Raw genomic sequence first — 25,085 nt, forward strand, 5'->3', positions numbered from 1 at the left:
TAGTAGACTGGCGACGATACCGCCCGCAATTTGCAGGGCGCAACCTTCTATCCGCCCGTGCACGGAGACCCACCTATGCATGCTGTTCCCCCGCTAGAACAAGACACCGTCGATGTAACCGTCGATGCGTCGCCTGCCCAGGCCGCATCGCAGAAACCCGCTCACACGCCGGGCCAGGCCGCCAACGACGCACCGGTGCGCGATCTGCGCCGCGTCGGTATTCACCCTGACTACTGGTATCCGCTGGCGTGGTCGCATGAGGTGAAGCGGGGCAAGACACACGGTGTGACGTTCGCGGGCGACCCGATCGTGCTGGCGCGCACGGAGTCCGGCAAGGTGTTCGCGCTGGAGGACCGCTGCGCGCATCGGCAGGTGCCGTTGCATCAGGGCGTGGTGGATGGCGAATCGATCCGCTGCGGCTATCACGGCTGGACTTACGACTGCTCGGGCAAATGTATCGACGTGCCGTACCTGGGCCGCGAACGTCTGCCGAATGGCGTGCGCTCTTATCCGTGCCGCGAAATCGAAGGCCTGATTTTCGTTTTTCCCGGCAATGCCACGCTGGCCGAGCAACGGCCGCTGCCGGCGTTCGGCTCGGTCTCGGACAAGAAGTACAAGACGCGCCGCTTCGGCCGTCCGGTGAATTGCCACTACTCGTTCATGCACGAGAACCTGATGGACATGAACCATCAGTTTCTGCACCGCAAGCAGATGGGGCAGATGCGGGCGCGCTCGCTCGGCCGGCGGCGCGGCGAGGGCTGGGTCGAAGTCGATTACACGTTTGCGCGCATGGCCGGCCAGCAGCCGATCGGCGAAGCGATCGTGTTCGGCCAGAGCCGTAAAACCGGCGGCGATAATGACAAAGACGTGATGACGATCCGCACCGAGTATCCGTATCAGACGCTGCAGATCCGCACGTCCGAGCAGACGCTGGTGATGGATCTGTGGATCGTCTACGTGCCGCTCGATCGCGAGCAGCGCACCAACCGCACGTTCGGGCTGCTGTCGATTCGCAAACCCGGCGTTCCCGGCGTGCTGAATCTCGCATGGCCGCTGCTGGTGTGGTTCACCGAGCGCATTTTCAAGGAAGACCGCGCGATCGTCGAAGCCGAACAGCGCGCCCACGATTCGCAAGGCGCGGACTGGAATCACGAGGTGTTTCCGGTCATCAACGACCTGCGCGCGTTGCTGCGCGAGAACGGCGCGCCGGATCAGGTAGTGGGCGCCGGCACGGGCGACACGGCTGTGATTCGCTTCTGGGATTCGCGTCACGGCAACCCGCTGGCGAAGAGCTGATAGCCCAGTCCTTTTGACGCCGGGCGCGTGATGCGAGTGACGACCTGCCCGGCATGTCCGCACCAAAAATCCGCACGAAAACTTTCCCCTTCGAAGGGAATTAATCCATCTCCCGACGGTAGGGAATACAGGGCGATCGAGCAGCGATAATGGCAACTCATGCACGGCGGTTTGCGCTAATCGACATGCGCCGGCCGCGGACCCGTGTACCATTTCGCTTTTTCCGATCTTCAAGAATAGCCCGTGACTACGCAACAAATCCCTACCGCATCCCGTAAATCCCTCACTCTGCTGCAATTGCTGGGCCTCATCGGCGCCGCCGGCCTGATCGCCGCGATCGTCCTGAACCAGTTCGTCTGATCTCCGCGCGAAGCCTCTGCGCGACGCTTCCGACCCCTGCCGGCACGCCCCCGAAGGAAGTTCTTCGGGGAGACGCGCTGCCGGCTTCATCGATATTCCGATTTGCCATGTACAAGAAGGGCGTAGCCGTAGAAATCCAGTTCTCCCCTGAGCGGCTCAACGACGGCGCGGGCGATCCCTACTGGATCGATCTGACGCTGGCCGAAGCACAGCGGTTGCTGAAGAGCCTGCAGGCGCGTCTCGCGGAAACCGGCGTGGGCACAGCCGCGCCGTTGGTGGTGAGCCTCGATGAAACGCCGGCGTCGCACGCGGCTGATACGCCGCATGCGGCGGAGGAGCCTGCCGCGTCGGCGGACGACTTCAAGCAGTGGGTCTGCGTGATCTGCGGCTGGGTCTACGACGAAGCCGCAGGGTTGCCGGAAGAGGGCATCGCGCCCGGCACGCGCTGGGCGGACGTCCCGGCCGACTGGCGCTGCCCGCTTTGCGACGTGGGCAAGGAAGATTTCGCGTTGGTCGAGTTTTAAGCCCGGCCAACCGACGACGCGCAGCGAAAGTTCAACCCGCTCCTTCCGGAAAATCCGCGCCTAGGGTGGTGGCTTCCCACGCATAGAAATCGCCGCGCATGAAGTCCAGCTTCTTGCGCGCCAGTTCGAGCGCGGTCTTGCCGAGCAGCAACCGCAGCGGCGGTGTGTCCGACAGCGCGGCGTCGATAATGGCCTGCGCGGCGCGCACCGGGTCGCCCGCCTGCTTGCCGCTGCGCGCCTCGGTCTGCTTGCGGCGCTCACCGGCCGTGGCCGCGTAGGCGTCGATTACCGTGGCCGATTGTTTGATCGACGGACCCGCCCAGTTCGTGCGGAACGGGCCCGGTTCGACGATCAACACGTCGATGCCGAGCGGCTTCACCTCCGTCGCCAGCGATTCGGATAGACCCTCCACCGCGTATTTGGTGGCATGGTAATAGCCGGTTGCCGCGAAACTCGTGATACCGCCGATCGACGACACATTGACGATCAAGCCGCTGTGCTGCTCACGCATGATCGGCAAGACCGCCTTCGTGATGTCGACGAGGCCGAACACGTTGGTCTCGAACATGGCGCGGACTTCGTCGTCCTCGCCTTCCTCGATCGCCGCCAGATAACCATAACCCGCGTTGTTGACGAGCGCGTCGATGCGGCCGAAACGCTGCTTCGCTTGCGTTACCACCTCGTCGATCTGCTTGGGGTTCGTCACATCGAGTGGCAGAACCAGTGCGCGATCGCCGTGGGCTTCAGCGATATCTTTCACTTTCGATGCGTCGCGTGCGGTCACCACCGCGCGCCAGCCGCGCTCCAGCACCAGCTTCGCCAACTCGCGGCCGAAGCCGGTGGAACACCCTGTAATCAGCCAGACGGGATTGTCTCGATTCATCATTTGTGAAACTCCTGTTGATGGTCTACGACATGTGAAAAGTCATGCGGCGCGAAGACGTTGTGTGCCGTTCGCGTCCGCAATCGGTGTGTTGCTGTGTTTAGCTCGAAGCGTGCCCGGACTTTTTCGGTGGATGTCGGCTGTTGTTCGCGCGCGTTGATTTGCGAACCGAAGCCGTTATTGCTGCTTGCGTCCGGTGTGGACTTTCAATTGTAGCCGCAGTGCCGCGGCTTCGCTTTGCAGCGCTCCGACGAACGCGGCGGCGAGCGGATGGCTCGGACGATGCTCCGGCTGAATCACACTCACGCGAAACGGCAACGACACGGCGAGCGGCCGGATATGCAGATGCCGGCCCGCGAAATCGAGGGCGGTCAGCGGATTGACGATCGCGAGGCCAAGCCCTTGCCGCACGAAACTGCACACGGAGACCGCGGTAGGCGTTTCGACGATCAGGCGGCGCGCGATTCCCGCTTGCGCGAAGGCCTCGTCGATCTGAATCCGATACGGATCGTTCGACGACAGGCTGATGAAAGGCTGATTGGCGAAATCCTTCAACGCAAGCACGCGCTTGCTAAGCAACGGATGCTCGTCGGGCAGCACGCACACTTCATCCACTTCAAGCAACGGTGTCAGACGCGTGCCCGCCGGCGGTGCGCCGTGTTCGGTCAGGCCGAGGTCGTAGCGCTGCGCGGTCAGCCATTCCTCGAGAAATGGCGACTCCTGGGTCGCGATCGACAAACTTGCGCCCGGTTGCGCGTCGTGAAAGCGCTTCGCCGCGCCCGGCAAGATCGAATGCGAAAACGCGGGCAACGCGATGACGGAAAGCTGGCCGCCCTGGAATTCGCGCAGGCTCGCGGCGGTGGATGCCACGCGTTCGAGCCCGACATACGCGCGCTTGATCTCGTCGAACAAGGTGAGCGCGGACAAGGTGGGACGCAACCGGCCATTCGTGCGTTCGAACAGGGCAAAGCCGATGCTCTGTTCCATGCGCGCGAGTTCGCGGCTCACCGTGGGCTGCGAGGTGAACAACATCTCGGCCGCTTTGGTGACGCTGCCTGCGGTCATCAGCGCGCGGAAGACTTCGATATGCCGATGCGTAAGCGCCATGATGGGTATATCAGGAGTGAATGGGCATGCCAATAATTGGTATTTTACTGAATGGCACGTTCTCAGCATCATGTCGTTAAGATTAACGCTTCGACATCGGGAGACGGGAACTGTGACGCCATTCAATCCGCGACAACTCGTCGAACTCGCCCATGAGCATGGAACGCCGCTGTGGGTCTACGACGCAGACGCAATTCGCAGGCGCATTGCCGAATTGCGCAGCTTTGACGTGATCCGCTATGCGCAGAAGGCGTGTTCGAATCTGCATATCCTCAAACTGATGCGCGAAGAAGGAGCGATGGTCGACGCGGTCTCGTTGGGCGAAATCAAACGCAGTCTCGCGGCAGGCTTTACGCCTGATGGCGATCCCGAGGGCGTCGTTTTCACCGCCGATCTGATCGATCATGCGACGCTCGCCACCGTGATCGAGCATCGCATCACGGTCAATGCGGGCTCGCTCGATATGCTCGAGCGGATAGGACGGCATGCGCCCGAAGGTCATCGCGTGTGGCTGCGGATCAATCCGGGTTTTGGCCACGGGCACAGCAACAAGACCAATACGGGCGGCGAGCATAGCAAGCACGGCATCTGGCTCGACGATGTGCCGCAAGCGGTCGAGCTGATCCGGCGTTCTCGCCTGAAGCTGGTCGGACTGCACATGCATATCGGCTCGGGCGTCGACTATGGGCACCTGTCGCACGTCTGCGATGCGATGGTCGAAGCCGTGAAGGGCCTAGGCCACGATATCGAAGCGATTTCCGCGGGCGGTGGTTTGTCGGTGCCGTATCGCGAAGGCGAGCCCGATATCGACGTCGCACATTACTTTCGGCTGTGGGATGCGGCGCGCCGGCAGATCGAAGCGCATGTCGGGCATCGCGTGAGGCTGGAAATCGAACCGGGGCGCTTTCTGGTCGCGCAATCGGGCGTGCTCGTCGCGGAAGTTCACGCGTTGAATCGACGGCCCGCGCAGCAGTTTGCATTGGTCGATGCCGGATTCAACGATCTCGTACGGCCATCGTTTTACGGCAGTCATCATGAGATGACGGTGTTGAAAGGCGATGGCTCGCCGAGCGAAGCGCCGGGCGATTCGTTCGCTGTGGCCGGGCCGCTGTGCGAAGCCGGCGATGTATTCACACAAGCTGAAGGCGGCGTCGTTTTGAGCCGTTCAATGCACAAGCCCGAAGTGGGTGACTTCATCGTGTTTCACGATGCGGGTGCGTATGGCGCGTCGATGTCCTCGAACTACAACAGCCGGCCGCTTGCGCCCGAGGTGTTGCTCGAACATGGCAAGCCGCGACTGATCCGCCGCCGCCAAACTGTCGACGAGTTGCTCGCGTTGGAAGCGTCCGCCTGATTTCAGCGCCGCTGCAGCGCCGCGTCAACGCGCCCGCACCGTGCGCGTGTACGAAGCGATCATCGTCGCGAGTTCCTGCGCGGCGGGCGTGAGCGGAATGGCCGCGCGCTGCAGCAGGCAAACGTTCTGTTCAACCGCGCGCTCGCGCACCGGAATTGACGTGAGCGTGCTCGCAAACGGCCCGCGCTTCACCACGATCGACGCTTCCAGCGACAGGCAATCCGTCGCGCTCACCAGATGCAGCGTTTCGTACAGGCCTTCCACCGTCGCGACGATTTTCGGCGGCGGCAAGGTGTGACTTTCGAACAGATGGTTCAGGCGGTTGATTTGCGGATCGTCCGTGAGATTCGGCGAGCGCGTGGCCACCCACGTGCAATCGACCAGTTCGGCCAGCGAGGTGGCGCCGGCCTTCGGATGCCCCTGGCGGCAGACAATCACCGGATCGGACGGATACAGCGGCATCACCGAGAGATCGGCGGTATCCGTGTGCTTCGACACCAGCGCGACCGCGAAATCCAGCGTGCCTTCGCGAATCCACGAAATCATCATGCGCGAGGTGCCGGTGCGCAGATGCACCGCGACCCGCTCGAAGCGCGTGCGAAATTCCATCAGCACCGGCGCGAACGCGTCGATCAGCGGTTCGGTGGTCATGCCGAAGGTGACCTCGCCGACGTAGTCGCCGCGCAGTTGCTGCACTTCCTGCTCGGCGCGTTCGCATTCGCCGATGATCGCGCCGGCACGCTGCAACAGCCGTTGGCCAAGGGCAGTCAGCGCAATGCCACGATTCGTGCGGGTGAACAAGGTCGCGCCGAGCATCGATTCGAGATTCTGCAACTGCTGCGTGATGCCGCTCTGCGCGATGCCGAGCGCCCGCGAGGCCGCGCGGATGCTGCCATGCTCGGCCACGGCGGTGAACGCGCGAAGCTGGGAAATCGTCAACGCCATGAGGGAATCGCCCGTTCGGTGATCGGCTAAAGTGATCATGATAGTCCGAATGGGACTTCTTTGAGGCACGGACGCGGCATAGGATAGCTCCGTCGTCATCCGCCCACCCACACTCTGTGCTCCCATGAAAATTCCGCTGATGATCTTGAGCGCCGCGCTGGCTTTCAGCAGTGGCGCATTTGCCGCTGAGCCTGCCACGCTGCGCCTCGGTATCGACCCGAGCTATCCGCCGATGGACGCCAAGGCCCCCGACGGCAGCTTCAAAGGTTTCGACGTCGATCTCGGCAACGAAATCTGCAAGCGCATCCACGCGCGCTGCCAGTGGGTGGAACTCGAATTCTCCGGGATGATTCCGGCGTTGCAGGCGCGCAAGATCGACGCGATCCTTTCGTCGATGGCGATCACGGAGAAGCGCGAGCAACAGATTCTGTTTTCGTCGAAACTCTTTCAGTTCAAATCGCGGCTGATCGCGCGGCAAGGTTCGGCGCTCGCGGGCGGCACAAATGCGCTGGCCGGCAAGCAGATCGGTGTGCAGTCGGGCACGCAGTTCGAGGGCTATGCGCTGAAGAACTGGGCGCCGCTTGGCGCGCATGTGGTGGCGTACAAGAGTCAGGACGAAGTGTTCGCCGACTTGCAGAACGGGCGTCTCGACGGCGCGTTGCTCGGTTCGGTGGAAGCGGACATCGGTTTCTTGCGCACGCCGGCGGGCAAGGGCTTTGCGTTTGTCGGCGAACCGCTTTCGATGGGTGATCGCGGGGTGGGCATCGGCTTGCGCAAGGATGAGACCGCGGTGCAGGCCTCCATCAACGAGGCGATCGCCTCGATGCTCAAGGACGGCACGTATGCGCAGATCGCGAAGAAGTACTTCGACTTCGATCCGTACGGCAATTGATTCTTCGACTTCCGACTTCTCTTCTACAGACTCCCGCTCATGAACAGGCAATCGATCCCGCTTCTCTCGCCGGCTATCGGCACGCACCGCGAACTGGTGTCGTTTCACTTCGGCCCGGCAAATAGCGGGCAGAAGATTTATATCCAGTCGTCGCTGCATGCCGACGAAACGCCGGCGATGTTGACGACGGTGTTGCTGAAGCGTCGCTTGCTCGAACTGGAAAAGCAAGGTGCGCTGAACGCGGAAATCGTGCTGGTGCCGGTGGCGAATCCGGTCGGGCTCGGGCAATACGTGCTCGGCCAGTTTCTTGGCCGTTTCGATCTGGGTAGCGGGAAGAACTTCAATCGGCACTTCCTGCAGTTCTCGAAGTTGGTGGCGCGCGCTAAAGAAACGTTGGTTTCCGATGCAACCGAGAATGTGCGGCTAGTGCGAAAGTTGATTGCCGAGGAATTGGCCGATCAGAAACCGTTGACCGAGTTCGAATCGCTGCAACTGGCGTTGCTGAAGCTCTCGTTCGATGCGGATGTGATTATCGATCTGCACTGTTCGCTCGAAGCGGCCATGCATCTCTACACCAGCGAAGCCGCGTGGCCGGAATTCGAGCCGTTGTCGCGCTATCTCGGGGCGCAGGCGTCGTTGCTCGCCACCAATTCAGGCGGCGAATCGTTCGACGAAACGCATAGCCTGTTGTGGTGGAAATTGCAGCAGGAGTTGCCGGCCGATAAGCCGGTGTCCAACGGTGCGATTGCGGTGACCGTGGAATGCCGCGGCCAGCGCGACGTGTCCTATGAAGTCGCGCAGGAAGATGCCGACGCGCTGGTCGATTATCTGGTGTGGCGCAAGGCGATCAAACTCGATGCCAAGCCTTTGCCGGAGCTACTGTCGCCGGCCACGCCGCTTGCCGGCAGTGAGCAGTTCTATGCGCCAGTAAGCGGCATTCTGATTCATCGCGCGAAGATCGGCGATACGATTCGCGTCGGACAAGCGCTGTTCGATATCGTCGATCCGCTGACCGACGAGACGACGACGATCGCCAGCAAAACCGAAGGTGTGCTTTACATGCGGCGCGCGATTCGCTTCGTGACGGCCGGCGCGCCGCTCGGGCGAGTGACGGGCACGCGGCCTTTCAGGACGGGCGTTTTGTTGGGCGCCTGACGCTTTTTTCTAAGGGCGCGTACTGTCATTCAGGCCGCGCCTTACTGCTTCCTTCCCACCAGATACGTCACGCCGTTCGGACCGTAGCGCTCCGAATGCGGCTTGTTCGCCGGCAAGTGGAAGACGTCGCCGGCGCGATACGCCCGTTCTTCATCGTCCACGCGGATGCTCAGTTCGCCGTCCAGGATCAGCGCCTTGGCTTCGAATGGATGCTCGTGAATTTTCATCTCGACGTTGGCCTCGCGCGTGATAACCACGGCTTCGGGGAAGCCCTCTTTCGTCAGGCTTTCAGTGAATGCGTTACGGTCCATGATGTGCCCATCAGCAGGAAGTGGCGAAGAATGACTGTAACGCTATCCGCCGTTTCGTGCAGGACGTCTTGAGCGACCACATAGCGGCGCTGGGCTTCGATCAAGCATGCCGCCTGACCGAAGCCCTTTCACCTTCGAGCGCCCTTAATTCACCACCAACACGGGTGCAATCGCAGCCGGATCGCTAATGCTCGGCCGCCCATTCTCGACGTGACCCGCCAGACGGCGCGAGAAGCTTGCATCGTCATTGCTCGTCACCGTCAAGTCGTACCAGTGATGGCTCGACGCCAGCACCCACGCTTCTTCGATATGCGCGCCGGCCGGCACCAGCACCGGACGCGGGCGCGCGCCGTACGCGTTGTCCGTCACCGTCAAACGCGCAATCCCGCTGCCCTTGTTGCTGAACTTCAGGAACACGTTACCGTTCGCGGCGTCGTATTGCACCTTCACTTCCGGTTCAGCCGGCTTGTTGTCGCCATGGCGCCCGGCAATCTGCGCGTTCTGCACCGTTGCCTGCTGCGTGTTGCCCGCGAATTTGCGCACGAAACCGTTCGGCCCGAACACTTCGAAGGTGTACACGCCGTTGGTCATCGTCAGATCGAAAGTCTCGTTGATTGACTTGCCCGCTTCGACGGTATAACGCCACGGACCGTCCGTGCGATTCGTCGCGTACATATAGAAGTGCGCGCCTTGATCGCCGGTGTTGCCGATCGAAATCTCGAACGTATTCTTCTTCTCGTTGGCCTGGCCATTCACATGCAACTCGTACGGCAGCGCACGTGCGAAACGAATGCCGCTTTCCTGCGGATCGATTGCGCCCGGCGTCGCGGGGACGGTCGGCTTCGGCTGCGTTGCGCACTGGTTGTCGGCGATGCTTTTGTAGTTGCTCGTGTCTGGCAGCGGCGGCACTTTCGAGTCCGGCGTGCGGAAGTCGAAGGCCGTGGTCAGGTCGCCGCACACCGCGCGGCGCCATGCCGTGATGTTCGGCTCATACACACCAAAGCGCGCTTCGATGAAGCGAATCACTGACGTGTGATCGAACACCTGCGAGCAGACAAAGCCGCCCTTGCTCCACGGCGACACGATCGTCATCGGCACGCGCGGGCCGAGGCCGTACGGCAGGCCGTCGGCGGTGTAGCTGCCGCCGCGCGCCGGATTCACAACGTTGTGAATTTCGCCTTCGGTGCTGACCGTCGATTTGCCCTGTGCGCCGGTCGTCGCCGGTTGCGGCGGCACGAGATGATCGAAGAAGCCGTCGTTCTCGTCGTACATGATGAACAACACGGTCTTGCTCCACACCTCGGGATTCGACGTCAATGCATCCAGAATCTGCGAGGTGTACTCCGCGCCGTATGCGGGCGTATAGCTCGGATGTTCCGAGTACGCGGCCGGCGGGCACAACCACGACACTTGCGGCAGCTTGTTGGCCAGCACATCGGCCTTCAGGTCGTCGATGGTGCGCACGGTTTGCGCACGCTCATACAGCGGCGAACCCGGCTGCGCGTTGATGAAGTTCGTGAAGTTCTGCAGGATGTTGGTGCCGTAGTTGCCGTTCAACGGATCGGCGCCAGTCAAGCCCTGCTGGTAAACCTGCCACGAAATCCCCGCGGATTGCAGACGCTCGGGGTAGGTGGTCCAAGAGAGCAACTGATAATTCGGCGGACCGTCGCCGTCGACGAAATCGTTGTTGTCGAGCAGCGGGCCACCCAGCGTGCCGCTCGGATCGACCATGCCGCTCATCAGATACGAGCGGTTCGGGTGCGTCGGTCCCGGCAGCGAGCAGAAGTAGGCGTCGCAGATGGTGAACGCGTCGGCCAGCGCATAGTGGAACGGAATATCGCTGCGCAGGTGATAGCCCATCGTCATGTCGGTCTTATTGGCGGGCCACTGGTCGTAGCGGCCGCCGTCGATCGCGGCATGGGTCTTGTACCAGGAGTGATCCAGATCGCCGACGCATTGCGCGCTGGTGGTCGCCGTGTTCAGATGGAACGGCAGGACCGGCTGGGTCGGATCTTCCTTCGACGGTTGGTACCACACCGGCTTGCCGTTCGGCAACGGAATCGGGAAGCGGTCGTTGTAGCCACGCACGCCACGCATATGGCCGAAGTAGTGGTCGAACGAGCGGTTCTCCTGCATGAACACGACGATGTGCTCGACATCGCGGATCGTGCCGGTGCGCGAAAACGCGGGAACGGCAAGCGCATTGCGAATCGACTCGGGCAGCGCGGTCAGCGCGGCAGCAGCGCCGGCGGATGAAGCCACGGTCTGCAGGAAACGGCGACGGCTAGTTGATGTCATTGAATATCACCTTCTGCGGGGGAAAGAATAGCGCGCCATGCGCGCCGGTGGAATCGGGTCAGTTGCCGCTGGCGCTGTCGCCGGGCGCGTAATGCATGACAGGAGCGACTTGCTGGTTGTCCGCGGCGAGACTGGCTTGCATGTTCTGGATAATCGGATCGGAGGCCGCTGCCGGGTCTGCTGCGAGCGTTGAGGACGCGTTGAGGATTGGCGTCGCGGGCAATGCCGCCGCATTCGGCGCGGCGTCGTTATTCGCAACGGCCGGCGTTGAAGATGCCGCCGACGGCGCGGAATCATCCGCGCCGCAACCGCTCAACGCTAAAGTTGCAAGTGCAACCAAAACGGCACTCGCGAGGCGTATGTCTCTTCTCATGTCTGCATCCGGTTTCGTGAAAGCGGGTGCAGTCTCCATCCCTTTCAAGAAATAATTGTGAAACGTTTGCGAGTGGTAAAACTTGCGTCCACAAGTCGGTTTTTCGAAAGGAAGTGGAAAGTGATAAGTAGGAGAATGGTCACCGCAGCGCCTTATTCCTGACATTCAGGCGCACTCAAAGATGGACGGCTTTGCTCAACCGGTAAGTTCATGACACACATCGAACGACCTTTCGACATCACGCGTCTCGAAGACGAATGGCTGGAAGCGGACGGCTTCGGCGGTTTCGCGTCGGGCGCCGTGGGCATGCTGCGCACGCGCCGCTATCACGCGTTGTTGCTCACCGCGACGCGCGCGCCGGGCGGCCGTGTGGTGCTGGTCAACGGCGTGGAGGCGTGGCTCGAAGCGAACGGCGAGCGTTATCCATTGAGCATGCAGCGATACGTGCCGGACGCGATCTATCCGGATCTGACAGCGAGTCTTGTCTCGTTCGATACGAAGCCGTGGCCAACGTGGCGTCTTCAACTCGATGCGCAACTAGTGATGACCGCTGACGTGTTCGTCAGCAAGGCGACCCGCGAAACGGTTTTGCGGTGGCGTCTGGAAGATGGTGCCGGAGCCGGTTCTGAAACGGACGCGCTCACGTTGAAAGTCAGGCCGCTACTGTCGGGCCGCGACTATCATGCGCTGCACCATGAAAACGCCGCGTTCAACTTCAACGCGCAGACGAGCGACGACCAGGCCAGCGTAAATTGGCAACCCTACGGCGACCTGCCGGTGGTCCACGCCGCGACGAACGGCGTCTACACGCACGCGCCCGATTGGTATCGCAACTTCTGCTACGTTCGCGAGCGGGAACGCGGCCTCGATTTCAGCGAGGATCTCGCGACGCCCGGCATGTTCAGCTTCAATCTCGCCGATGGTGAAGCGGTGATGATTCTCAGCGCTTCAGGCGCCACGAGCGGAACGCAACCGGCGAATGCAAAGGCGGCAGCAATCCACGCAACAGAACTCGCGCGCATCGAACAGCAACGCCGCGATGCGCTCGGCCCGCGTTTGCAGCGCTCCGCCGATGCCTACGTCGTAACGCGTAACGAAGGCCGCACGATCCTCGCCGGCTTTCCTTGGTTCACCGACTGGGGCCGCGACACCTTCATCGCGATGCGGGGCTTGCTGATCGCATCGGGCCGGCTCGACGACGCCGAAGCGATCCTGCTCGAATGGTCGAGTACGTTGTCAGAAGGCATGCTGCCGAATCGCTTTCCCGACGATGGCGACACACCGGAATACAACTCCGTCGACGCATCGTTGTGGTTTATCGTCGCCGTGCGCGACTATCTGGCGACGCATCACGCGAGCGCTGAAACGCGGCAACGCCTGCAGCAGGCCAGCGAATCCATCCTCACGGGCTACACGAACGGCACGCGCTTCAACATCCAGGCGTCAGCGGACGATGGCCTGTTGAGCGCCGGCGTAGCCGGCGCGCAACTCACGTGGATGGATGCGAAAGTCGGCGACTGGGTGGTCACGCCGCGCATCGGCAAGCCGGTCGAGGTGCAAGCACTCTGGATCAACGCATTGCGCATTGCAGCAACGTGGAATCCGCAATGGCAGCCGGCCGCTGAGCGAGCGTTGCAAGCGTTTCATGAACGCTTCGTCGATCCGTCCACGCAAGCGCTTTTCGATAACGTGGACGTCGACCACGTTAAAGGCGCGATAGATCGCGCGATCCGGCCGAATCAGATTTTTGCCATAGGCGGCCTGCCGTTTCCATTGCTCGAGGGCGCGGCGGCGCGCGCGGTGCTCGATCAGGTCGAAGCACAGTTGCTCACGCCGCTGGGACTGAGGACGCTTGCGCCATCCGACTCCGCGTATCGCGGACACTACGGCGGGTCTCCACTCGAGCGCGATGGCGCCTATCATCAAGGAACCGTGTGGCCGTGGCTGCTCGGTCCGTTCGTCGAAGCGTGGCTGCGAGTCCACGGTGGCGCGGCGGATGCCCGTATGCAGGCGAAAACGCGTTTTCTCGACCCGCTTTACGCGCATCTCGACCACGCCGGTCTCGACCATCTCTCCGAAATCGCCGACGGCGATGCGCCGCACGCACCCGCCGGCACGCCGTTTCAGGCGTGGTCGCTGGGAGAGTTGCTGCGCATTGAACACCTGCTTGCCGGGTTGGCGACCGCCGGCGTCTAAACCGCGTTACGATGTGTGTCCCACCGCAAGCCCGATGCAAGGATGTCGTCATGCCACCGCTGCGCGCTGCCAATCTGCTCGCCACCATTGAAGGTTCACGGCTGCATTCTGCTGACTGTGCGCATTGGCAGCGCTGGGGGCCGTATCTCAGCGAGCGTCAATGGGGCACTGTGCGCGAGGATTACAGCCCGGACGGCACCGCCTGGGATTATTTTCCGCATGACCATGCGCGCAGCCGCGCGTATCGCTGGGGTGAGGACGGCATTGCCGGCTTCGGCGACGACAAGCTGAGCTGGTGCGTTTCGCTCGCGTTATGGAACCGCAAAGACGCGATCCTGAAGGAGCGCCTGTTCGGCGTCACGAATGCGCAGGGCAATCATGGCGAGGACGTGAAGGAACTGTACTTCTACGTCGACGGCACGCCGACGCATTCATACATGCGCATGCTCTACAAGTATCCGCAAGCCGCCTTTCCGTATGACGACCTCGTTCAGGAAAATGTGCGCCGTGGCGGCGACATGCCGGAGTACGAAGTTCTCGACACCGGTGTGTTCGACGATTTGCGCTACTTCGACGTGCAGGTGGAATACGCCAAACACGCGCCGGACGACATTCTCATGCGCGTGACCATCGAGAATCGCGGGGACCAGGCGGCCTCGCTGGATGTGCTGCCGCAAATCTGGGCACGCAATTCATGGTCGTGGAAGGACAACAAGGACAAGCCCTCGCTCACCGCCGGCACGGACCACACCGGCGAGGCCCATGTGGTCGGGCATCAGCATGGCCATGAGCCGATTGTCGTCACCGCCTGGTCGAAAGACGCTCCGCAGATGACGTGGCTTTTTTGCGAGAACGACACCAACGTCAAGCGCCTTTTCAACATGGACGGCGCGGGCCCGTTCAAAGACGGCTTCAACGATTACCTCGTGCACGGCGATGAACAGGCGATTCGCCGCGACACCGGCACCAAGGCCGGCGCACATGCCGCGCTCGAACTCGAACCGTATGGACGCGCCGTGGTGTACCTGCGCTGGCGTCCGCAGTCGAGTCCCGACGACGTGCAACTCGATGCCGACGCGATCTTCGCGCATCGCATCGCCGAGGCCGACGAATTCTATGGCGCGCTGCAACACGAGATCACCGACCCCGATGCGCGCCTTGTGCAGCGCCAGGCACTCGCCGGCATGCTGTGGTCGAAGCAGTACTACCAGTACGACGTGCAGCGCTGGCTCGACGGCGATCCGCTTCAGCCGACCCCGCCCGCCAGCCGCAAACGCGGCCGCAATATGGACTGGCGGCATCTGTGCAATGCGGACATCGTGTCGATGCCCGATAAGTGGGAATACCCGTGGTACGCATCCTGGGACCTGGCGTTTCATGCGGCCGCATTCGCGCTGATCGACCCAGCGTTCGCGAAACGGCAGTTGCTACTGCTGGTGAAGGACCGCTATCAGCATCCGAACGGTCAGATCCCCGCCTATGAGTGGGCGCTGGGCGACGCCAATCCGCCCGTGCATGCGTGGGCCGCGTGGCGCGTGTATGAAATCGACCGCGCGCTGACCGGCAAGGCGGATCGCGATTTTCTGGAACTCGTGTTCCATAAGCTGTTGCTGAATTTCTCGTGGTGGGTGAACCGCAAGGATGCCGACGGCCACAATATTTTTCAGGGCGGCTTTCTTGGCCTGGATAACGTCGGGATCTTCGACCGCTCGTCGCCGCTGCCGACCGGCGGCCATATCGATCAGTCCGACGGTACGGCGTGGATGGCCGCGTACGCGCTCGACCTGATGCGTATCGCGCTGGAACTCGCGTACGCCAATCATGTATTCGTCGACATCGGCGTGAAGTTCTTCGAGCATTTCCTGTATATCGCCGAGGCCGTGAGTTGCGACGACGGCTGCGAAACGGGCCTGTGGGATAACGAGGACGAGTTCTTCTACGACAAGCTGCACCTGCCGGACGGCAGTAGCGTTCCGATGCGGCTGCGCTCGATCGTCGGTCTGATTCCACTATTCGCGGTGCACGTGCTCGAAGAGCGTCTGCACGGCGGCTTGCCGGGTCTGCGCGAACGGCTTGTCTGGTTCCTCGAACATCGCCCTGATCTGGCGAGGCTGGTCTCGCGCTGGAACGAGCCGGGCAAGGGCAATGCGTTGCTGCTCTCGCTATTGCGCGGGCATCGCATGAAAGCGTTGTTGCGCCGCGCGCTCGACGAAAGCGAATTCCTTTCCGATCATGGCGTGCGGGCGCTGTCGCGGTACCACCGCGATCATCCGTTCGTGTTCAATCACAACGGCGACAGTTTCACCGTGAAGTATTTGCCGGCCGAATCCGATACGCGCGTATTCGGCGGCAATTCGAACTGGCGTGGTCCGGTGTGGATGCCGGTGAACTATCTGCTGATCGAGTCGCTATACGAATTTCATCGCTATTACGGTGAGAATTTCAAGGTCGAGTATCCGACCGGCTCGGGCGAGAAGTTCTCGCTGAGCCAGATCGCCGACGAACTGGCGCGCCGCTGCACTACGCTGTTTCTCAAGAACAGGGACGGCGAGCGTCCGGTGATGGGCGCCTATCCGCTGTTGCAGGCCGACCCGCGTTCGCGCGATCTGATCCTGTTCCATGAGTATTTCCATGGCGATAACGGGCGCGGCGTGGGCGCTTCGCATCAGACCGGCTGGACCGGCCTGGTTGCGTTGCTGTTGCAGCCGCGCGCGATGAGCGCGTCGGGCAATGTGCCGCTGGCGGGCGAAACAGATCAGGCGCCGATTCCGACTTCACCTTCGGCGCAAGCCACTGCGCCGGTGGCGCCGGCATCGTCGCCCGAGCCCGCGCACGCATCGGCGAAGTAGGGCGCAGCGGCGGCGCCAGCGGGCACGAGGTTACACAAGCCATACAACGTCGCCTGGTGAACAGGTTGCGTGGCCGTTTTTGAACTGTGTGGGTTCAAGCGTGGTCTTTCATGTACCACCACGTCCGTTCCATTGGTTTCCAAAAGTGAATCCCATGTCGACTACACCGAATACCCCAGCAGCCGATCGCCCCGCCGCCAGTCAACCACCGAGCTGCAAAGTCAGCGCGAGCCCGCAGGAAGCGCCGGCCTCGCCGCCGGGCAAGCGGCCCGCGCCGCCGTGCACGCTGGTGATCTTCGGCGCCGGCGGCGACTTGACCAAGCGGCTTCTGATGCCGGCGCTGTACAACCTCGCGGTGGATGGCCTGCTCGACGGCGGGATGAAAATCATCGGCGTGAATCATGGCGAGCGCGAGACGAGCGTGTGGCGCGAAGACCTGCACAAGTCGCTCGAGCAGTTCGCCGCCGACAAAGCCAGCACCTTCCACGCCGGCAAGCTCGACGACAAGGCGTGGGACTGGGTCGCGCAACGTCTCGAATACATGGCCGGCGAATTCGAAACCGACGATATCTTCACGAAGCTCAAGCAAAAGCTCGAGCAGACGCAGGGCGGCAACGTGATCTTCTACCTTGCCGTTAGCGCGCGCTTTTTCAAACCGATCGTCGAGCATCTCGGCAAAGCGGGTCTGCTGAAAGAGGACGACAGCGGCGGCGGCTTCCGCCGCATCGTGATCGAGAAACCGTTCGGCACCGATCTCGCTTCGGCAAAAGATCTGAACGCGCACATCCTGTCGTATGCAAAAGAAGATCAGGTGTATCGCATCGATCACTTTCTCGGTAAGGACACCGTGCAGAGCATTCTCGCGGTGCGCTTCGCCAACGCGCTGTTCGAACCGGTGTGGCGGCGCGAATATATCGACTGCGTGCAGATCACGGCGGCGGAAACCATCGGCGTGGAAGGGCGCGGCAAGTTCTACGAACAGACCGGCGCGTTCCGCGACATGCTGCCGAACCATCTGTTCCAGTTGCTCGGCATGGTCGCCATGGAGCCGCCCAATTCGTTCGACGCCGAAGCCGTGCGCGACAAGAAGGCCGAAATCTTCGACGCGATCAAGCCGCTGACGCCGGACGATGTCGTGTTCGGCCAATACGAAAAAGGCCCGGCCGGCGTCGGCTATCGCGAAGAACCGGACGTCGCGCCGGACAGCACGACCGAAACCTACGCCGCGGCGCGCGTGTTCGTCGAGAACTGGCGCTGGGCCGGCGTACCGTTCTATCTGCGCACCGGCAAACGGTTGGCCGCGCGTCGCACGGAAATTTCGGTGCAACTGAAGCCGGTGCCGTTCCGCCTGTTCCGCGACACACCCGTCGACGCGCTCACGCCGAACGTGCTGACCTTGCGCATCGATCCGGCTCACGGCACGAGCTTCGACTTCAATGTGAAAACGCCGGGGCCCGTCATGCAGATCGGCGCGGTGCAGTCGTCGTTCGACTATGGCGATTTCTTCGCGGAACGCGCCAATGTCGGCTATGAGACCTTGCTTTACGACTGCATGCTCGGCGACGAGACGCTGTTCCAGCGCGCTGACAGCATCGAAACGAGCTGGTGTGCGGTGGACGACGTGCTGCATCCGAAATCCGGCGGCGCGATGCCAGTGCACGGTTATGCGGCCGGCAGCGAAGGCCCCGCGGAAGCAGACGCGCTATTGGCGCGCGACGGTCACGCATGGCGGCCGTTGAAAAAGGATGCTGTGCAGAAGAAGTAAGTCAACGAGCCGAACCAACACAACGGGGGGACACCGTGACAACACGCAAGACGACAGGCAAGACGACGAGCAACGCGAAAAGTAAGACTAAAGTAACCGCCAGCACCGAGCGGATTCTGGCAATCGACGTCGGCGGCACCGGTTTGAAAGCCGCGATCATCGACGCCGAGGGCAAGATGAAAACTGAGCGCCTGCGGGTCGCGACGCCGCATCCGTGCACGCCGGATCAACTCGTGGACGCGCTGGCGAAGCTGGTTGCGCCGCTCGTCGAACAGGAACCGCCTACGCTGATGTCGATCGGCTTCCCTGGCGTGGTACGCAACAATCGCATCCTGACCGCGCCGCACTTCGGCGTTGAAGGCTGGCACGACATTCCGCTCGCCGATTCGCTGGCGCAGCGCCTGGGCGGCTTGCCGGTGCGGATGATCAACGACGCCGAGATGCAGGGCTTCGCCGCGATCGAAGGCCAGGGCCTCGAATTCGTGCTGACGCTCGGCACGGGCGCGGGCACGGCGATGTTTCGCGACGGCGAGCTGATGCCCCATCTGGAGCTCGCGCATCATCCGGTCAGCAAGAAGGGCGTGGCGTACGACGAATACATCGGCGACGCGGCACGCGAAAAAGCCGGGAATAAAAGATGGAACCGGCGCGTTGAGAAGGTGATTGGGATTCTGAGTACGCTCGTGAACTACGACAAGCTGTGGATCGGCGGCGGCAATGCGGCGCGCCTCACCATCGATTTGCCGGCGAACGTAGCCACCGTGTCGAACGACGCGGGTATCGAAGGCGGCGCGCGTTTATGGCATCCGAGGTCCGTGCGTGAGACGCGGCAACTGCCGGAAGCGAATGAGCGGACGGGCCGCTTCAAGTGATGTTGGACCGCCGCTGAACCTTGGACGGAGTAAGAAACGATGATTCGCAGCAGTCGCTTCGGCGTCGCACGACGCCTGTTATCGGTCGGCGTGTCTGCCGCGCTGGCGCTGGGCGCGACGCATGTCCGAGCGGCAGAAGTCTTCATGGTCTCGTCGCCGGGTTTGGCCGACGGCGGCACGCTCGATTCGAGCCACGCGGCGAGCGCGAACAATTGCGGTGGCGGCAATGTGTCACCGGCTCTGCAATGGCGAAATGCGCCCGCCGGCACGAAGAGTTATGCGGTCACTCTCTTCGATCCCGACGGCGGGAAGGGGCTGGGGATCGTGCACTGGGTGCTATATGGCGTCGCGCCCTCGACGACCTCGCTCGGCGCGGGCGCCAGCCAGCCGCCTGGCAGCGTCGCCGGCGCGAATCAGACAGGTGCCACCGGGTATCGCGGACCATGCCCGCCGGTGGGGGACAACCCGCATCACTACGTCGCGCAAGTCTATGCGCTCGATCTGCCGCCGGATGCGCTGCCGCCCGGTTTGACACGGGACGCGTTGTTCGCCGCAATCAAGGACCACGTGATTGCGGCGACGAGTACCGTGCTGCGTTACGGGCGATGAACGCGGCGGCTTAGCGACAGGCGACTACGCTCATCGCGCTGCGTCACCCCAACGGTATTCCATGCTGGCTTCATCGAGCTGCGTCTTGATCTGCTCATCGAGCAGGAGCTCGGACGCCGCGAGCGTGTCGCTCAATTGCTCGGCGCGGCTCGCGCCGATAATCGCCGACGTGACGAGCGGATTCGCCAGCACCCAGGCGAGCGAAACCCGCGTCAACGATTCGCCGGTCGACGCCGCGATCGCTTTCAATTGCTCGATCGTCTCGAACTCGCGTTTGTGCCAGTACCGTTGCTGATACATCGCGCCCGCCTCGCCGACGGTTTCGGTGAAACGGCCGGACGTCGGCGCAGCATCCAGTTGATGCTTGCCGGTGAGCAGGCCACCCGCGAGCGGGTTGTACGGCATCACGGCCAATTGCTCTTCGGCTGCGAGCGGCAACAATTCGCGCTCGATCTGGCGGAACAACAAGTTATAGCGGGGTTGCACGGAGACAAAGCGCGCCACGCGCAAGACATCGGCGCGGCCCAAGGCGCGCGCCAGCCGATATGCGAGAAAGTTCGACACGCCGATATAGCGCGCCCTGCCTGATCGCACGATCACGTCCAGCGCCTCGAGCGTTTCGTCGAGCGGCGTATTCGCGTCGTCGGAGTGGAGCTGGTAGAGGTCCACGTAATCCGTGCCGAGGCGTTGCAACGAGGCGTCGATAGCATTCAGCAGATGTTTGCGCGACGCGCCTTGATCCCACTCCGACGGTCCCATCTTGCCCACTGCTTTCGTCGCCAGAATGAAGCGCTCGCGCTTGCCCTTCAGCCAGCGCCCGACGATCTCCTCCGTGCGGCCGGCAATGTTCTCGGTGCCGCCGAGCGGATAAACGTCGGCGGTATCGATGAAGTTCACGCCGGCATCCGCCGCCGTGTCGAGAATGCGATGCGAGACATCTTCTTCAGTCTGCAGGCCAAAGGTCATCGTGCCGAGACACAGGCGCGAAACGGTCAGGCCGGTGCGGCCGAATTTGCGGTATTGCATGGTCAACTCCGGAGATGAACGGAACAGTTCGATAGGCAGTGTTGCAAAAAGGATAAACGGAGTCGGGATTTAGTGCCGGCAGCAGACGCTGTCGAATGTTATGAATTTGAAAGCTTTTCGGCGATGGATTTTTTGCTTCGGCCTCAAATGGCTTACGTTTCAACAAACTACACATTACAAACGAGTAATAAACTGACGTGATAACGGCACTTAAAATTACAAAATCCATACATCCGTAAAAAATAGAAACAATTCCGTTACTAGGGGTAAGGCTTGCCGCGATTGATGCGCTTTTATGCGTGTGGAATGATAGCGATTCTCATTTAACCAATAGCCAGCCATCCCGTCGTCTGCGCACTGCGCACGAGACCGGCAGCCAGCCAATTGCGACTTCGTCATCGATTCCATCTCAGGTATGCGAATCCGGCAAGCGCATCTCCGACGGGAATTCCCATGTTCAACCACACGCCGCTTGCGACTGCGTTAGCTTTTGCCGTTCCCTTTGCGACTCCGGCGGTCGCGCAGACTGCTCCGCAAACCACTTCGCAGCCGCCGGCCGCGAATGCAAATGCGACGACGACCACCGCAAGCGACAGCGGCACCTTGCCGACCATCGGCGTCGCGGCGCAGGCTGAACAACAGGACTTCCAGGCGGAGCGTTCGACGGTGGGTGCAAAGACGCCCACGGCGTTGCGCGATATTCCGCAGACCGTCACCGTCATCAACAAGGCCGTGCTGCAATCGCAAGGCGCCACTTCGTTCCAGGACGCGCTGCGCAATGCGCCGGGCGTGACGATCGGCGCGGCTGAAGGCGGCCAGATCGGCAACAACATCAACCTGCGCGGCTTCACCGCACAGAACGACATCTATCTGGACGGCTTCCGCGATCGTAACCAGTACTATCGCGACACGTTCGACCTCGACGAAATCGAAGTGCTGTACGGTCCGTCGTCGATGTTGTTCGGCCGCGGCTCGACGGGCGGCGTGATCAACCAGGTCAGCAAGAAGGCGAACCTGCACGACTCGGCGGAAGTCACGGGCATGATCGGCACCGACGACAAATATCGCAGCACCGTCGACGTGAACCATAAGCTGACGGATACGTCGGCGATTCGCCTGAACGCATTCGGCCAAAGCCTCGGTTCGACGCGCGACGAGATGAAGAACAAGGACTACGGCATCGCGCCGGAAGTGCGCTTCGGGATCGGCACGCCGACCGAAGTGACGATCTCCGCGCTGATCCAGCACAATTACGACATGCCGGACTACGGCGTGCAGGCGTTGAACGGCCGCCCGTCGCCGGTGCCGAAGAACACGTTCTACGGCTTGACCACCGACCGCACGATTCAGGACGTGCAGACGGTCACCGCCGCGGTCAAGCACAAGTTCTCGGACAACCTGATCCTGACCAACCAGACGCAGTTCTCGCACTCGATGACCGACGCGCGCGAAACCGCGCCGCAAGCGGTGTTGACGGGGCCGCTCGCTACCAGTCCCGCGTTGAGCAACGGCAATTTCACGACGCTGTCGCCGTCGCAACTTTTCATCAAGTTGCAAAGCCACGACCGTGTGATCGAGAACCACTCGCTGTACAACGACACGATGCTCCAATACAAGTTCGTCACCGGCCCGATCAAGCATGACCTGATCGCCGGTGTCGACCTCGGCCACGACAGCTATTCGAACCAGGCGACCACCCGTAACAACTTGCCGGTCGTGACGATGCTGAACCCGGCGTATCTGTCCAACCCGGCCGGGGTGACCACCACGGTCGGCAACTACGCCGATTCCGGCGCGAACGAAATTGGCGCGTACGTGAACGACACCGTGTCGATCGGCCAGCAGTGGAAGGTGATCGGCGGTTTGCGTTGGGATCGCTTCCAGGCGCAGATCCACAACTCGATCAGCCTGCCGAGCTATGCAACGCAGACCAACTTCTTCACCAGCGTGCGCGCCGGCGTGATCTATCAGCCGACCGACTGGCAGTCGTACTACGTGTCGTACGGCACGTCGTTCAACCCGTCGCTCGAAGCGCTGACGGTGACCAACCTCACGCAGAACCTTGCGCCTGAGTCGACCAAATCATACGAAGTCGGCGGCAAATGGGATCTGCTCGGCGGCAATCTCTCGGTGACGTCGTCATTCTTCCGCGAAGAAAAGACCAACGCGCGCACGCAGGTCTCGCCGACCGAATACGAACTCGACGGCGACATCCGCGTCGACGGTTTCCAGGCCGGCGTGACGGGCCACATTACCGACAAGTGGCAAGTGTTCGGCGGTTACACCTACATGGACGCCATCATCCTGAAGGCGCGCGACGGTACGCAAGGGCACGTGCCGGCCAACACGCCGCGCAACACGCTGATGTTCTGGACCACCTACGCGATCACGCCGCACTGGGAAATCGGCGGCGGTCCGACGTATATGTCGCCGCGCTACGCATCGAATACGAACTACGTGCAGGTGCCGGGCTACACGCGCTGGGATGCGACCGCTGCGTATCACGCGAAGAAATACGACGTGCGCCTGAACCTGCTGAACCTGACCAACAAGTACTACTACGACGCGCTGATTCCGTCGGACGGCGGCCGCTCCGTGCCGGGCATCGGACGCACTTTGCTGGCGACGTTCGACTACCGCTTTTGAAACGCGTTGAACGGATGCGTTAGGCTTGCCGTTTTCGAAGACGGCAAGCCGACGCAAAAAGGAAACACCATGTTGTTGCACATACCGAACGTACTGAACGCCGAGCAGTTGCGGCTCGTGCGCGAGCGGCTCGACCAGGCGGGCGACGCCTGGGTCGACGGCCGCGCGACCGCCGGCTATCAGGGCGCGCCGGTCAAGCGTAATCAGCAGATCGCCGAGCACACGCCGATTGCACGCGAGCTCGGCGACGTGATTCTCGCGTCGATCGAGCGCAACCCGCTGTTCATCAGCGCGGTGTTGCCGAACCAGGTGTACCCGCCGCTTTTCAATCGTTACGAAGGCGGCATGCAGTTCGGCAGTCACGTCGACGGAGCCGTGCGCGTGCTGCCCAACGGCGTGAAGCTGCGCACCGATGTATCGGTGACGCTGTTCATTTCCGACCCCGCGGACTACGACGGCGGTGAGCTCGTGATCGAAGACACATACGGCGTGCAACAGGTCAAACTGCCGGCCGGCGACATGATCGTCTATCCGGCGACGAGTTTGCATCAGGTCACGCCGGTCACGCGCGGCGCGCGGATCGCGAGTTTCTTCTGGGTGCAAAGCCTCGTGCGCAGCGACACGCAGCGCGCGATGCTGTTCGACATGGACACGGCGATTCAACGGCTGAACGCCACCAACGCCGACGATGCCGCGCGCCGCAGCCTCGTCGGCATTTATCACAACCTGTTGCGGACCTGGAGCGAAACGTGAGCGTACCCGAGGCAATCGACATTCAATCGCCCGTGGGCATCGACCGTGAGACGCTTGAGTCGCGGCGGCTGGATAACGACGAATTGAAAGCGCGGCAGCAGCGCTCGCGCCGCGCCACCTTCGTCAAATGGCTGCGCAAAGTGCATGGCTGGATCGGCTTGTGGGGAGCGGCGCTGGGTTTGTTGTTCGGTACCACGGGGTTCCTGCTGAACCATCGCGGCGGGCCGCTCAAAGTGTCGACCGGCGAGCCGCAAGTCGCGGTGTTGCAGGTGCCGCTGCCGCAACCGGCGCCGGAGACGCCGCGCGATCTGGGCAAGTGGCTCAAGCACGAACTGAAGCTGGCTGGCACGCCCGGACGCGTTCAGAAAGAGCCGGCGCATCCGGTCGCATGGGGCGAGCGTAGCGTCGTCCAGCCGGAACACTGGCAGCTCAACTTCGCGTCGCCGCACGAGAACACCTCCGCCGAGTACTGGGTGGGCAACGGCTATGTGACGGTCAAGCGCAGCGAGAACACCTTTCTCGCGATGATGACGAACCTGCATAAGGGCGTCGGTCTGAGCGTCGGTTGGGTGCTGCTGATCGATACGCTAGCAGGCAGCATCATTTTGCTGTCGCTCACCGGCGTTCTGCTGTGGACGGAGTTGAACAAACGCAAGACCATCGGCGCGGCGTTGGTGCTGGGATCGATCGTCGCCGCGGTGTGTATGGGCCTGCTGTAAAGACACTGCAAGCATGGCGTGATGGACAAAAACCGGTCGCACGCCAAAGGCGCTGCGATCGGGAAAATTGCCTTTTCCAACGCGCTGCATCAAGGTACGTTTTACCTGCACTTCCGTTTCATTTCGCGGTGTCTTGCCGACGCCGCCCAATC

General features: G+C 62.1%; 20 protein-coding genes. 13 read left to right on the forward strand and 7 right to left on the reverse strand.

The annotated features are described in order from the left end of the window. Nucleotides 1-75: 75 nt before the first annotated feature. Both PQR32_RS04245 and PQR32_RS04250 read left to right on the forward strand, forming a co-directional pair. Complete coding sequence (locus PQR32_RS04245; RefSeq protein WP_408222578.1) at nucleotides 76-1,296, forward strand: Rieske 2Fe-2S domain-containing protein; 1,221 nt, start codon at nucleotides 76-78, stop codon at nucleotides 1,294-1,296. A 467-nt stretch (nucleotides 1,297-1,763) separates the two neighbouring features. Next, nucleotides 1,764-2,180, forward strand: coding sequence for a rubredoxin (locus PQR32_RS04250; RefSeq protein WP_408222580.1), 417 nt, complete (start codon nucleotides 1,764-1,766; stop codon nucleotides 2,178-2,180). A gap of 31 nt (nucleotides 2,181-2,211) precedes the next feature. On the opposite strand, the gene PQR32_RS04255 is transcribed toward PQR32_RS04250, so the two are convergent. Both PQR32_RS04255 and PQR32_RS04260 read right to left on the reverse strand, forming a co-directional pair. Further along, nucleotides 2,212-3,066 (reverse strand): oxidoreductase, encoded by an 855-nt coding sequence (locus PQR32_RS04255; protein WP_408222582.1) that lies wholly within the window; start codon nucleotides 3,064-3,066, stop codon nucleotides 2,212-2,214. 174 nt (nucleotides 3,067-3,240) lie between these two features. Continuing rightward, nucleotides 3,241-4,170, reverse strand: a complete 930-nt coding sequence (locus PQR32_RS04260; RefSeq protein ID WP_408222584.1) for a LysR family transcriptional regulator — start codon at nucleotides 4,168-4,170, stop codon at nucleotides 3,241-3,243. A 70-nt stretch (nucleotides 4,171-4,240) separates the two neighbouring features. On the opposite strand from PQR32_RS04260, the gene lysA reads away from it, so the two are divergent. Continuing rightward, nucleotides 4,241-5,524, forward strand: a complete 1,284-nt coding sequence (gene lysA / locus PQR32_RS04265) for a diaminopimelate decarboxylase (RefSeq protein ID WP_408222586.1) — start codon at nucleotides 4,241-4,243, stop codon at nucleotides 5,522-5,524. A 24-nt stretch (nucleotides 5,525-5,548) separates the two neighbouring features. On the opposite strand, the gene PQR32_RS04270 is transcribed toward lysA, so the two are convergent. Continuing rightward, complete coding sequence (locus tag PQR32_RS04270) at nucleotides 5,549-6,469, reverse strand: LysR substrate-binding domain-containing protein (protein WP_408223047.1); 921 nt, start codon at nucleotides 6,467-6,469, stop codon at nucleotides 5,549-5,551. 124 nt (nucleotides 6,470-6,593) lie between these two features. Here PQR32_RS04270 and PQR32_RS04275 point away from each other — a divergent pair, with 124 nt between their 5' ends. Together PQR32_RS04275 and PQR32_RS04280 are read left to right on the forward strand one after the other, a co-directional pair. Beyond that, nucleotides 6,594-7,361, forward strand: a complete 768-nt coding sequence (locus tag PQR32_RS04275) for a transporter substrate-binding domain-containing protein (RefSeq protein ID WP_408222588.1) — start codon at nucleotides 6,594-6,596, stop codon at nucleotides 7,359-7,361. 39 nt (nucleotides 7,362-7,400) lie between these two features. Then, nucleotides 7,401-8,516: a succinylglutamate desuccinylase/aspartoacylase family protein gene (locus PQR32_RS04280; RefSeq protein WP_408222590.1), complete on the forward strand. Its 1,116-nt coding sequence runs from the start codon at nucleotides 7,401-7,403 to the stop codon at nucleotides 8,514-8,516. 41 nt (nucleotides 8,517-8,557) lie between these two features. On the opposite strand, the gene PQR32_RS04285 is transcribed toward PQR32_RS04280, so the two are convergent. The 3 genes from PQR32_RS04285 to PQR32_RS04295 form a co-directional block, all read right to left on the reverse strand. Further along, nucleotides 8,558-8,827: a cupin domain-containing protein gene (locus PQR32_RS04285; RefSeq protein WP_408222592.1), complete on the reverse strand. Its 270-nt coding sequence runs from the start codon at nucleotides 8,825-8,827 to the stop codon at nucleotides 8,558-8,560. A gap of 144 nt (nucleotides 8,828-8,971) precedes the next feature. Continuing rightward, complete coding sequence (locus PQR32_RS04290; protein WP_408222594.1) at nucleotides 8,972-11,125, reverse strand: phosphocholine-specific phospholipase C; 2,154 nt, start codon at nucleotides 11,123-11,125, stop codon at nucleotides 8,972-8,974. Nucleotides 11,126-11,183: 58 nt separating this feature from the next. Beyond that, entirely contained in the window at nucleotides 11,184-11,663 is a 480-nt protein-coding gene (locus tag PQR32_RS04295) for a hypothetical protein (RefSeq protein ID WP_408222596.1), read from the reverse strand. Between the two features lie 45 nt (nucleotides 11,664-11,708). On the opposite strand from PQR32_RS04295, the gene PQR32_RS04300 reads away from it, so the two are divergent. The 5 genes from PQR32_RS04300 (at nucleotide 11,709) to PQR32_RS04320 (ending at nucleotide 19,789) form a co-directional block, all read left to right on the forward strand. Next, nucleotides 11,709-13,694 carry an amylo-alpha-1,6-glucosidase gene (locus tag PQR32_RS04300; RefSeq protein WP_408222598.1) on the forward strand — a complete coding sequence of 662 codons (1,986 nt, stop codon included), beginning with the start codon at nucleotides 11,709-11,711 and terminating at the stop codon, nucleotides 13,692-13,694. Nucleotides 13,695-13,744: 50 nt separating this feature from the next. Further along, complete coding sequence (locus PQR32_RS04305; RefSeq protein WP_408222600.1) at nucleotides 13,745-16,543, forward strand: MGH1-like glycoside hydrolase domain-containing protein; 2,799 nt, start codon at nucleotides 13,745-13,747, stop codon at nucleotides 16,541-16,543. Between the two features lie 154 nt (nucleotides 16,544-16,697). Next, nucleotides 16,698-18,308: a glucose-6-phosphate dehydrogenase gene (zwf, locus tag PQR32_RS04310; protein ID WP_408222602.1), complete on the forward strand. Its 1,611-nt coding sequence runs from the start codon at nucleotides 16,698-16,700 to the stop codon at nucleotides 18,306-18,308. A 35-nt stretch (nucleotides 18,309-18,343) separates the two neighbouring features. Next, nucleotides 18,344-19,180, forward strand: a complete 837-nt coding sequence (locus PQR32_RS04315) for an ROK family protein (protein ID WP_408222604.1) — start codon at nucleotides 18,344-18,346, stop codon at nucleotides 19,178-19,180. Nucleotides 19,181-19,219: 39 nt separating this feature from the next. Then, nucleotides 19,220-19,789, forward strand: coding sequence for a YbhB/YbcL family Raf kinase inhibitor-like protein (locus tag PQR32_RS04320; protein WP_408222606.1), 570 nt, complete (start codon nucleotides 19,220-19,222; stop codon nucleotides 19,787-19,789). Nucleotides 19,790-19,819: 30 nt separating this feature from the next. Here PQR32_RS04320 and PQR32_RS04325 read toward each other — a convergent pair whose 3' ends face one another. Further along, nucleotides 19,820-20,815 carry an aldo/keto reductase gene (locus PQR32_RS04325; protein WP_408222608.1) on the reverse strand — a complete coding sequence of 332 codons (996 nt, stop codon included), beginning with the start codon at nucleotides 20,813-20,815 and terminating at the stop codon, nucleotides 19,820-19,822. 453 nt (nucleotides 20,816-21,268) lie between these two features. Here PQR32_RS04325 and PQR32_RS04330 point away from each other — a divergent pair, with 453 nt between their 5' ends. From PQR32_RS04330 to PQR32_RS04340, 3 genes are all read left to right on the forward strand, one after another. After that, complete coding sequence (locus PQR32_RS04330) at nucleotides 21,269-23,461, forward strand: TonB-dependent receptor (RefSeq protein ID WP_408222610.1); 2,193 nt, start codon at nucleotides 21,269-21,271, stop codon at nucleotides 23,459-23,461. A gap of 69 nt (nucleotides 23,462-23,530) precedes the next feature. Next, a complete protein-coding gene (locus tag PQR32_RS04335) occupies nucleotides 23,531-24,214 on the forward strand; it encodes a Fe2+-dependent dioxygenase (protein ID WP_408222612.1) in 684 nt (227 codons plus the stop codon). Further along, nucleotides 24,211-24,933 carry a PepSY-associated TM helix domain-containing protein gene (locus PQR32_RS04340; RefSeq protein WP_408222614.1) on the forward strand — a complete coding sequence of 241 codons (723 nt, stop codon included), beginning with the start codon at nucleotides 24,211-24,213 and terminating at the stop codon, nucleotides 24,931-24,933. The genes PQR32_RS04335 and PQR32_RS04340 overlap by 4 nt, the downstream gene beginning before the upstream one ends. The last annotated feature ends 152 nt before the right edge of the window (nucleotides 24,934-25,085 follow it).

It is taken from the genome of Paraburkholderia dipogonis, from assembly GCF_046027395.1.
In the GTDB taxonomy this organism is placed as follows: domain Bacteria; phylum Pseudomonadota; class Gammaproteobacteria; order Burkholderiales; family Burkholderiaceae; genus Paraburkholderia; species Paraburkholderia dipogonis_A.

Excerpts from the sequence above, each read along its gene's own strand:
- PQR32_RS04280 (WP_408222590.1), top strand. The coding sequence starts at position 7,401 with ATGAACAGGCAATCGATCCCGCTTCTCTCGCCGGCTATCGGCACGCAC.
- zwf (WP_408222602.1), top strand. The coding sequence starts at position 16,698 with ATGTCGACTACACCGAATACCCCAGCAGCCGATCGCCCCGCCGCCAGT.
- PQR32_RS04320 (WP_408222606.1), top strand. The coding sequence starts at position 19,220 with ATGATTCGCAGCAGTCGCTTCGGCGTCGCACGACGCCTGTTATCGGTC.
- PQR32_RS04255 (WP_408222582.1), bottom strand. The coding sequence starts at position 3,066 with ATGATGAATCGAGACAATCCCGTCTGGCTGATTACAGGGTGTTCCACC.
- PQR32_RS04305 (WP_408222600.1), top strand. The coding sequence starts at position 13,745 with ATGCCACCGCTGCGCGCTGCCAATCTGCTCGCCACCATTGAAGGTTCA.
- PQR32_RS04330 (WP_408222610.1), top strand. The coding sequence starts at position 21,269 with ATGTTCAACCACACGCCGCTTGCGACTGCGTTAGCTTTTGCCGTTCCC.
- PQR32_RS04325 (WP_408222608.1), bottom strand. The coding sequence starts at position 20,815 with ATGCAATACCGCAAATTCGGCCGCACCGGCCTGACCGTTTCGCGCCTG.
- lysA (WP_408222586.1), top strand. The coding sequence starts at position 4,241 with ATGTCGTTAAGATTAACGCTTCGACATCGGGAGACGGGAACTGTGACG.
- PQR32_RS04290 (WP_408222594.1), bottom strand. The coding sequence starts at position 11,125 with ATGACATCAACTAGCCGTCGCCGTTTCCTGCAGACCGTGGCTTCATCC.
- PQR32_RS04260 (WP_408222584.1), bottom strand. The coding sequence starts at position 4,170 with ATGGCGCTTACGCATCGGCATATCGAAGTCTTCCGCGCGCTGATGACC.
- PQR32_RS04285 (WP_408222592.1), bottom strand. The coding sequence starts at position 8,827 with ATGGACCGTAACGCATTCACTGAAAGCCTGACGAAAGAGGGCTTCCCC.
- PQR32_RS04270 (WP_408223047.1), bottom strand. The coding sequence starts at position 6,469 with ATGGCGTTGACGATTTCCCAGCTTCGCGCGTTCACCGCCGTGGCCGAG.
- PQR32_RS04250 (WP_408222580.1), top strand. The coding sequence starts at position 1,764 with ATGTACAAGAAGGGCGTAGCCGTAGAAATCCAGTTCTCCCCTGAGCGG.
- PQR32_RS04295 (WP_408222596.1), bottom strand. The coding sequence starts at position 11,663 with ATGTCAGGAATAAGGCGCTGCGGTGACCATTCTCCTACTTATCACTTT.
- PQR32_RS04245 (WP_408222578.1), top strand. The coding sequence starts at position 76 with ATGCATGCTGTTCCCCCGCTAGAACAAGACACCGTCGATGTAACCGTC.
- PQR32_RS04275 (WP_408222588.1), top strand. The coding sequence starts at position 6,594 with ATGAAAATTCCGCTGATGATCTTGAGCGCCGCGCTGGCTTTCAGCAGT.
- PQR32_RS04335 (WP_408222612.1), top strand. The coding sequence starts at position 23,531 with ATGTTGTTGCACATACCGAACGTACTGAACGCCGAGCAGTTGCGGCTC.
- PQR32_RS04300 (WP_408222598.1), top strand. The coding sequence starts at position 11,709 with ATGACACACATCGAACGACCTTTCGACATCACGCGTCTCGAAGACGAA.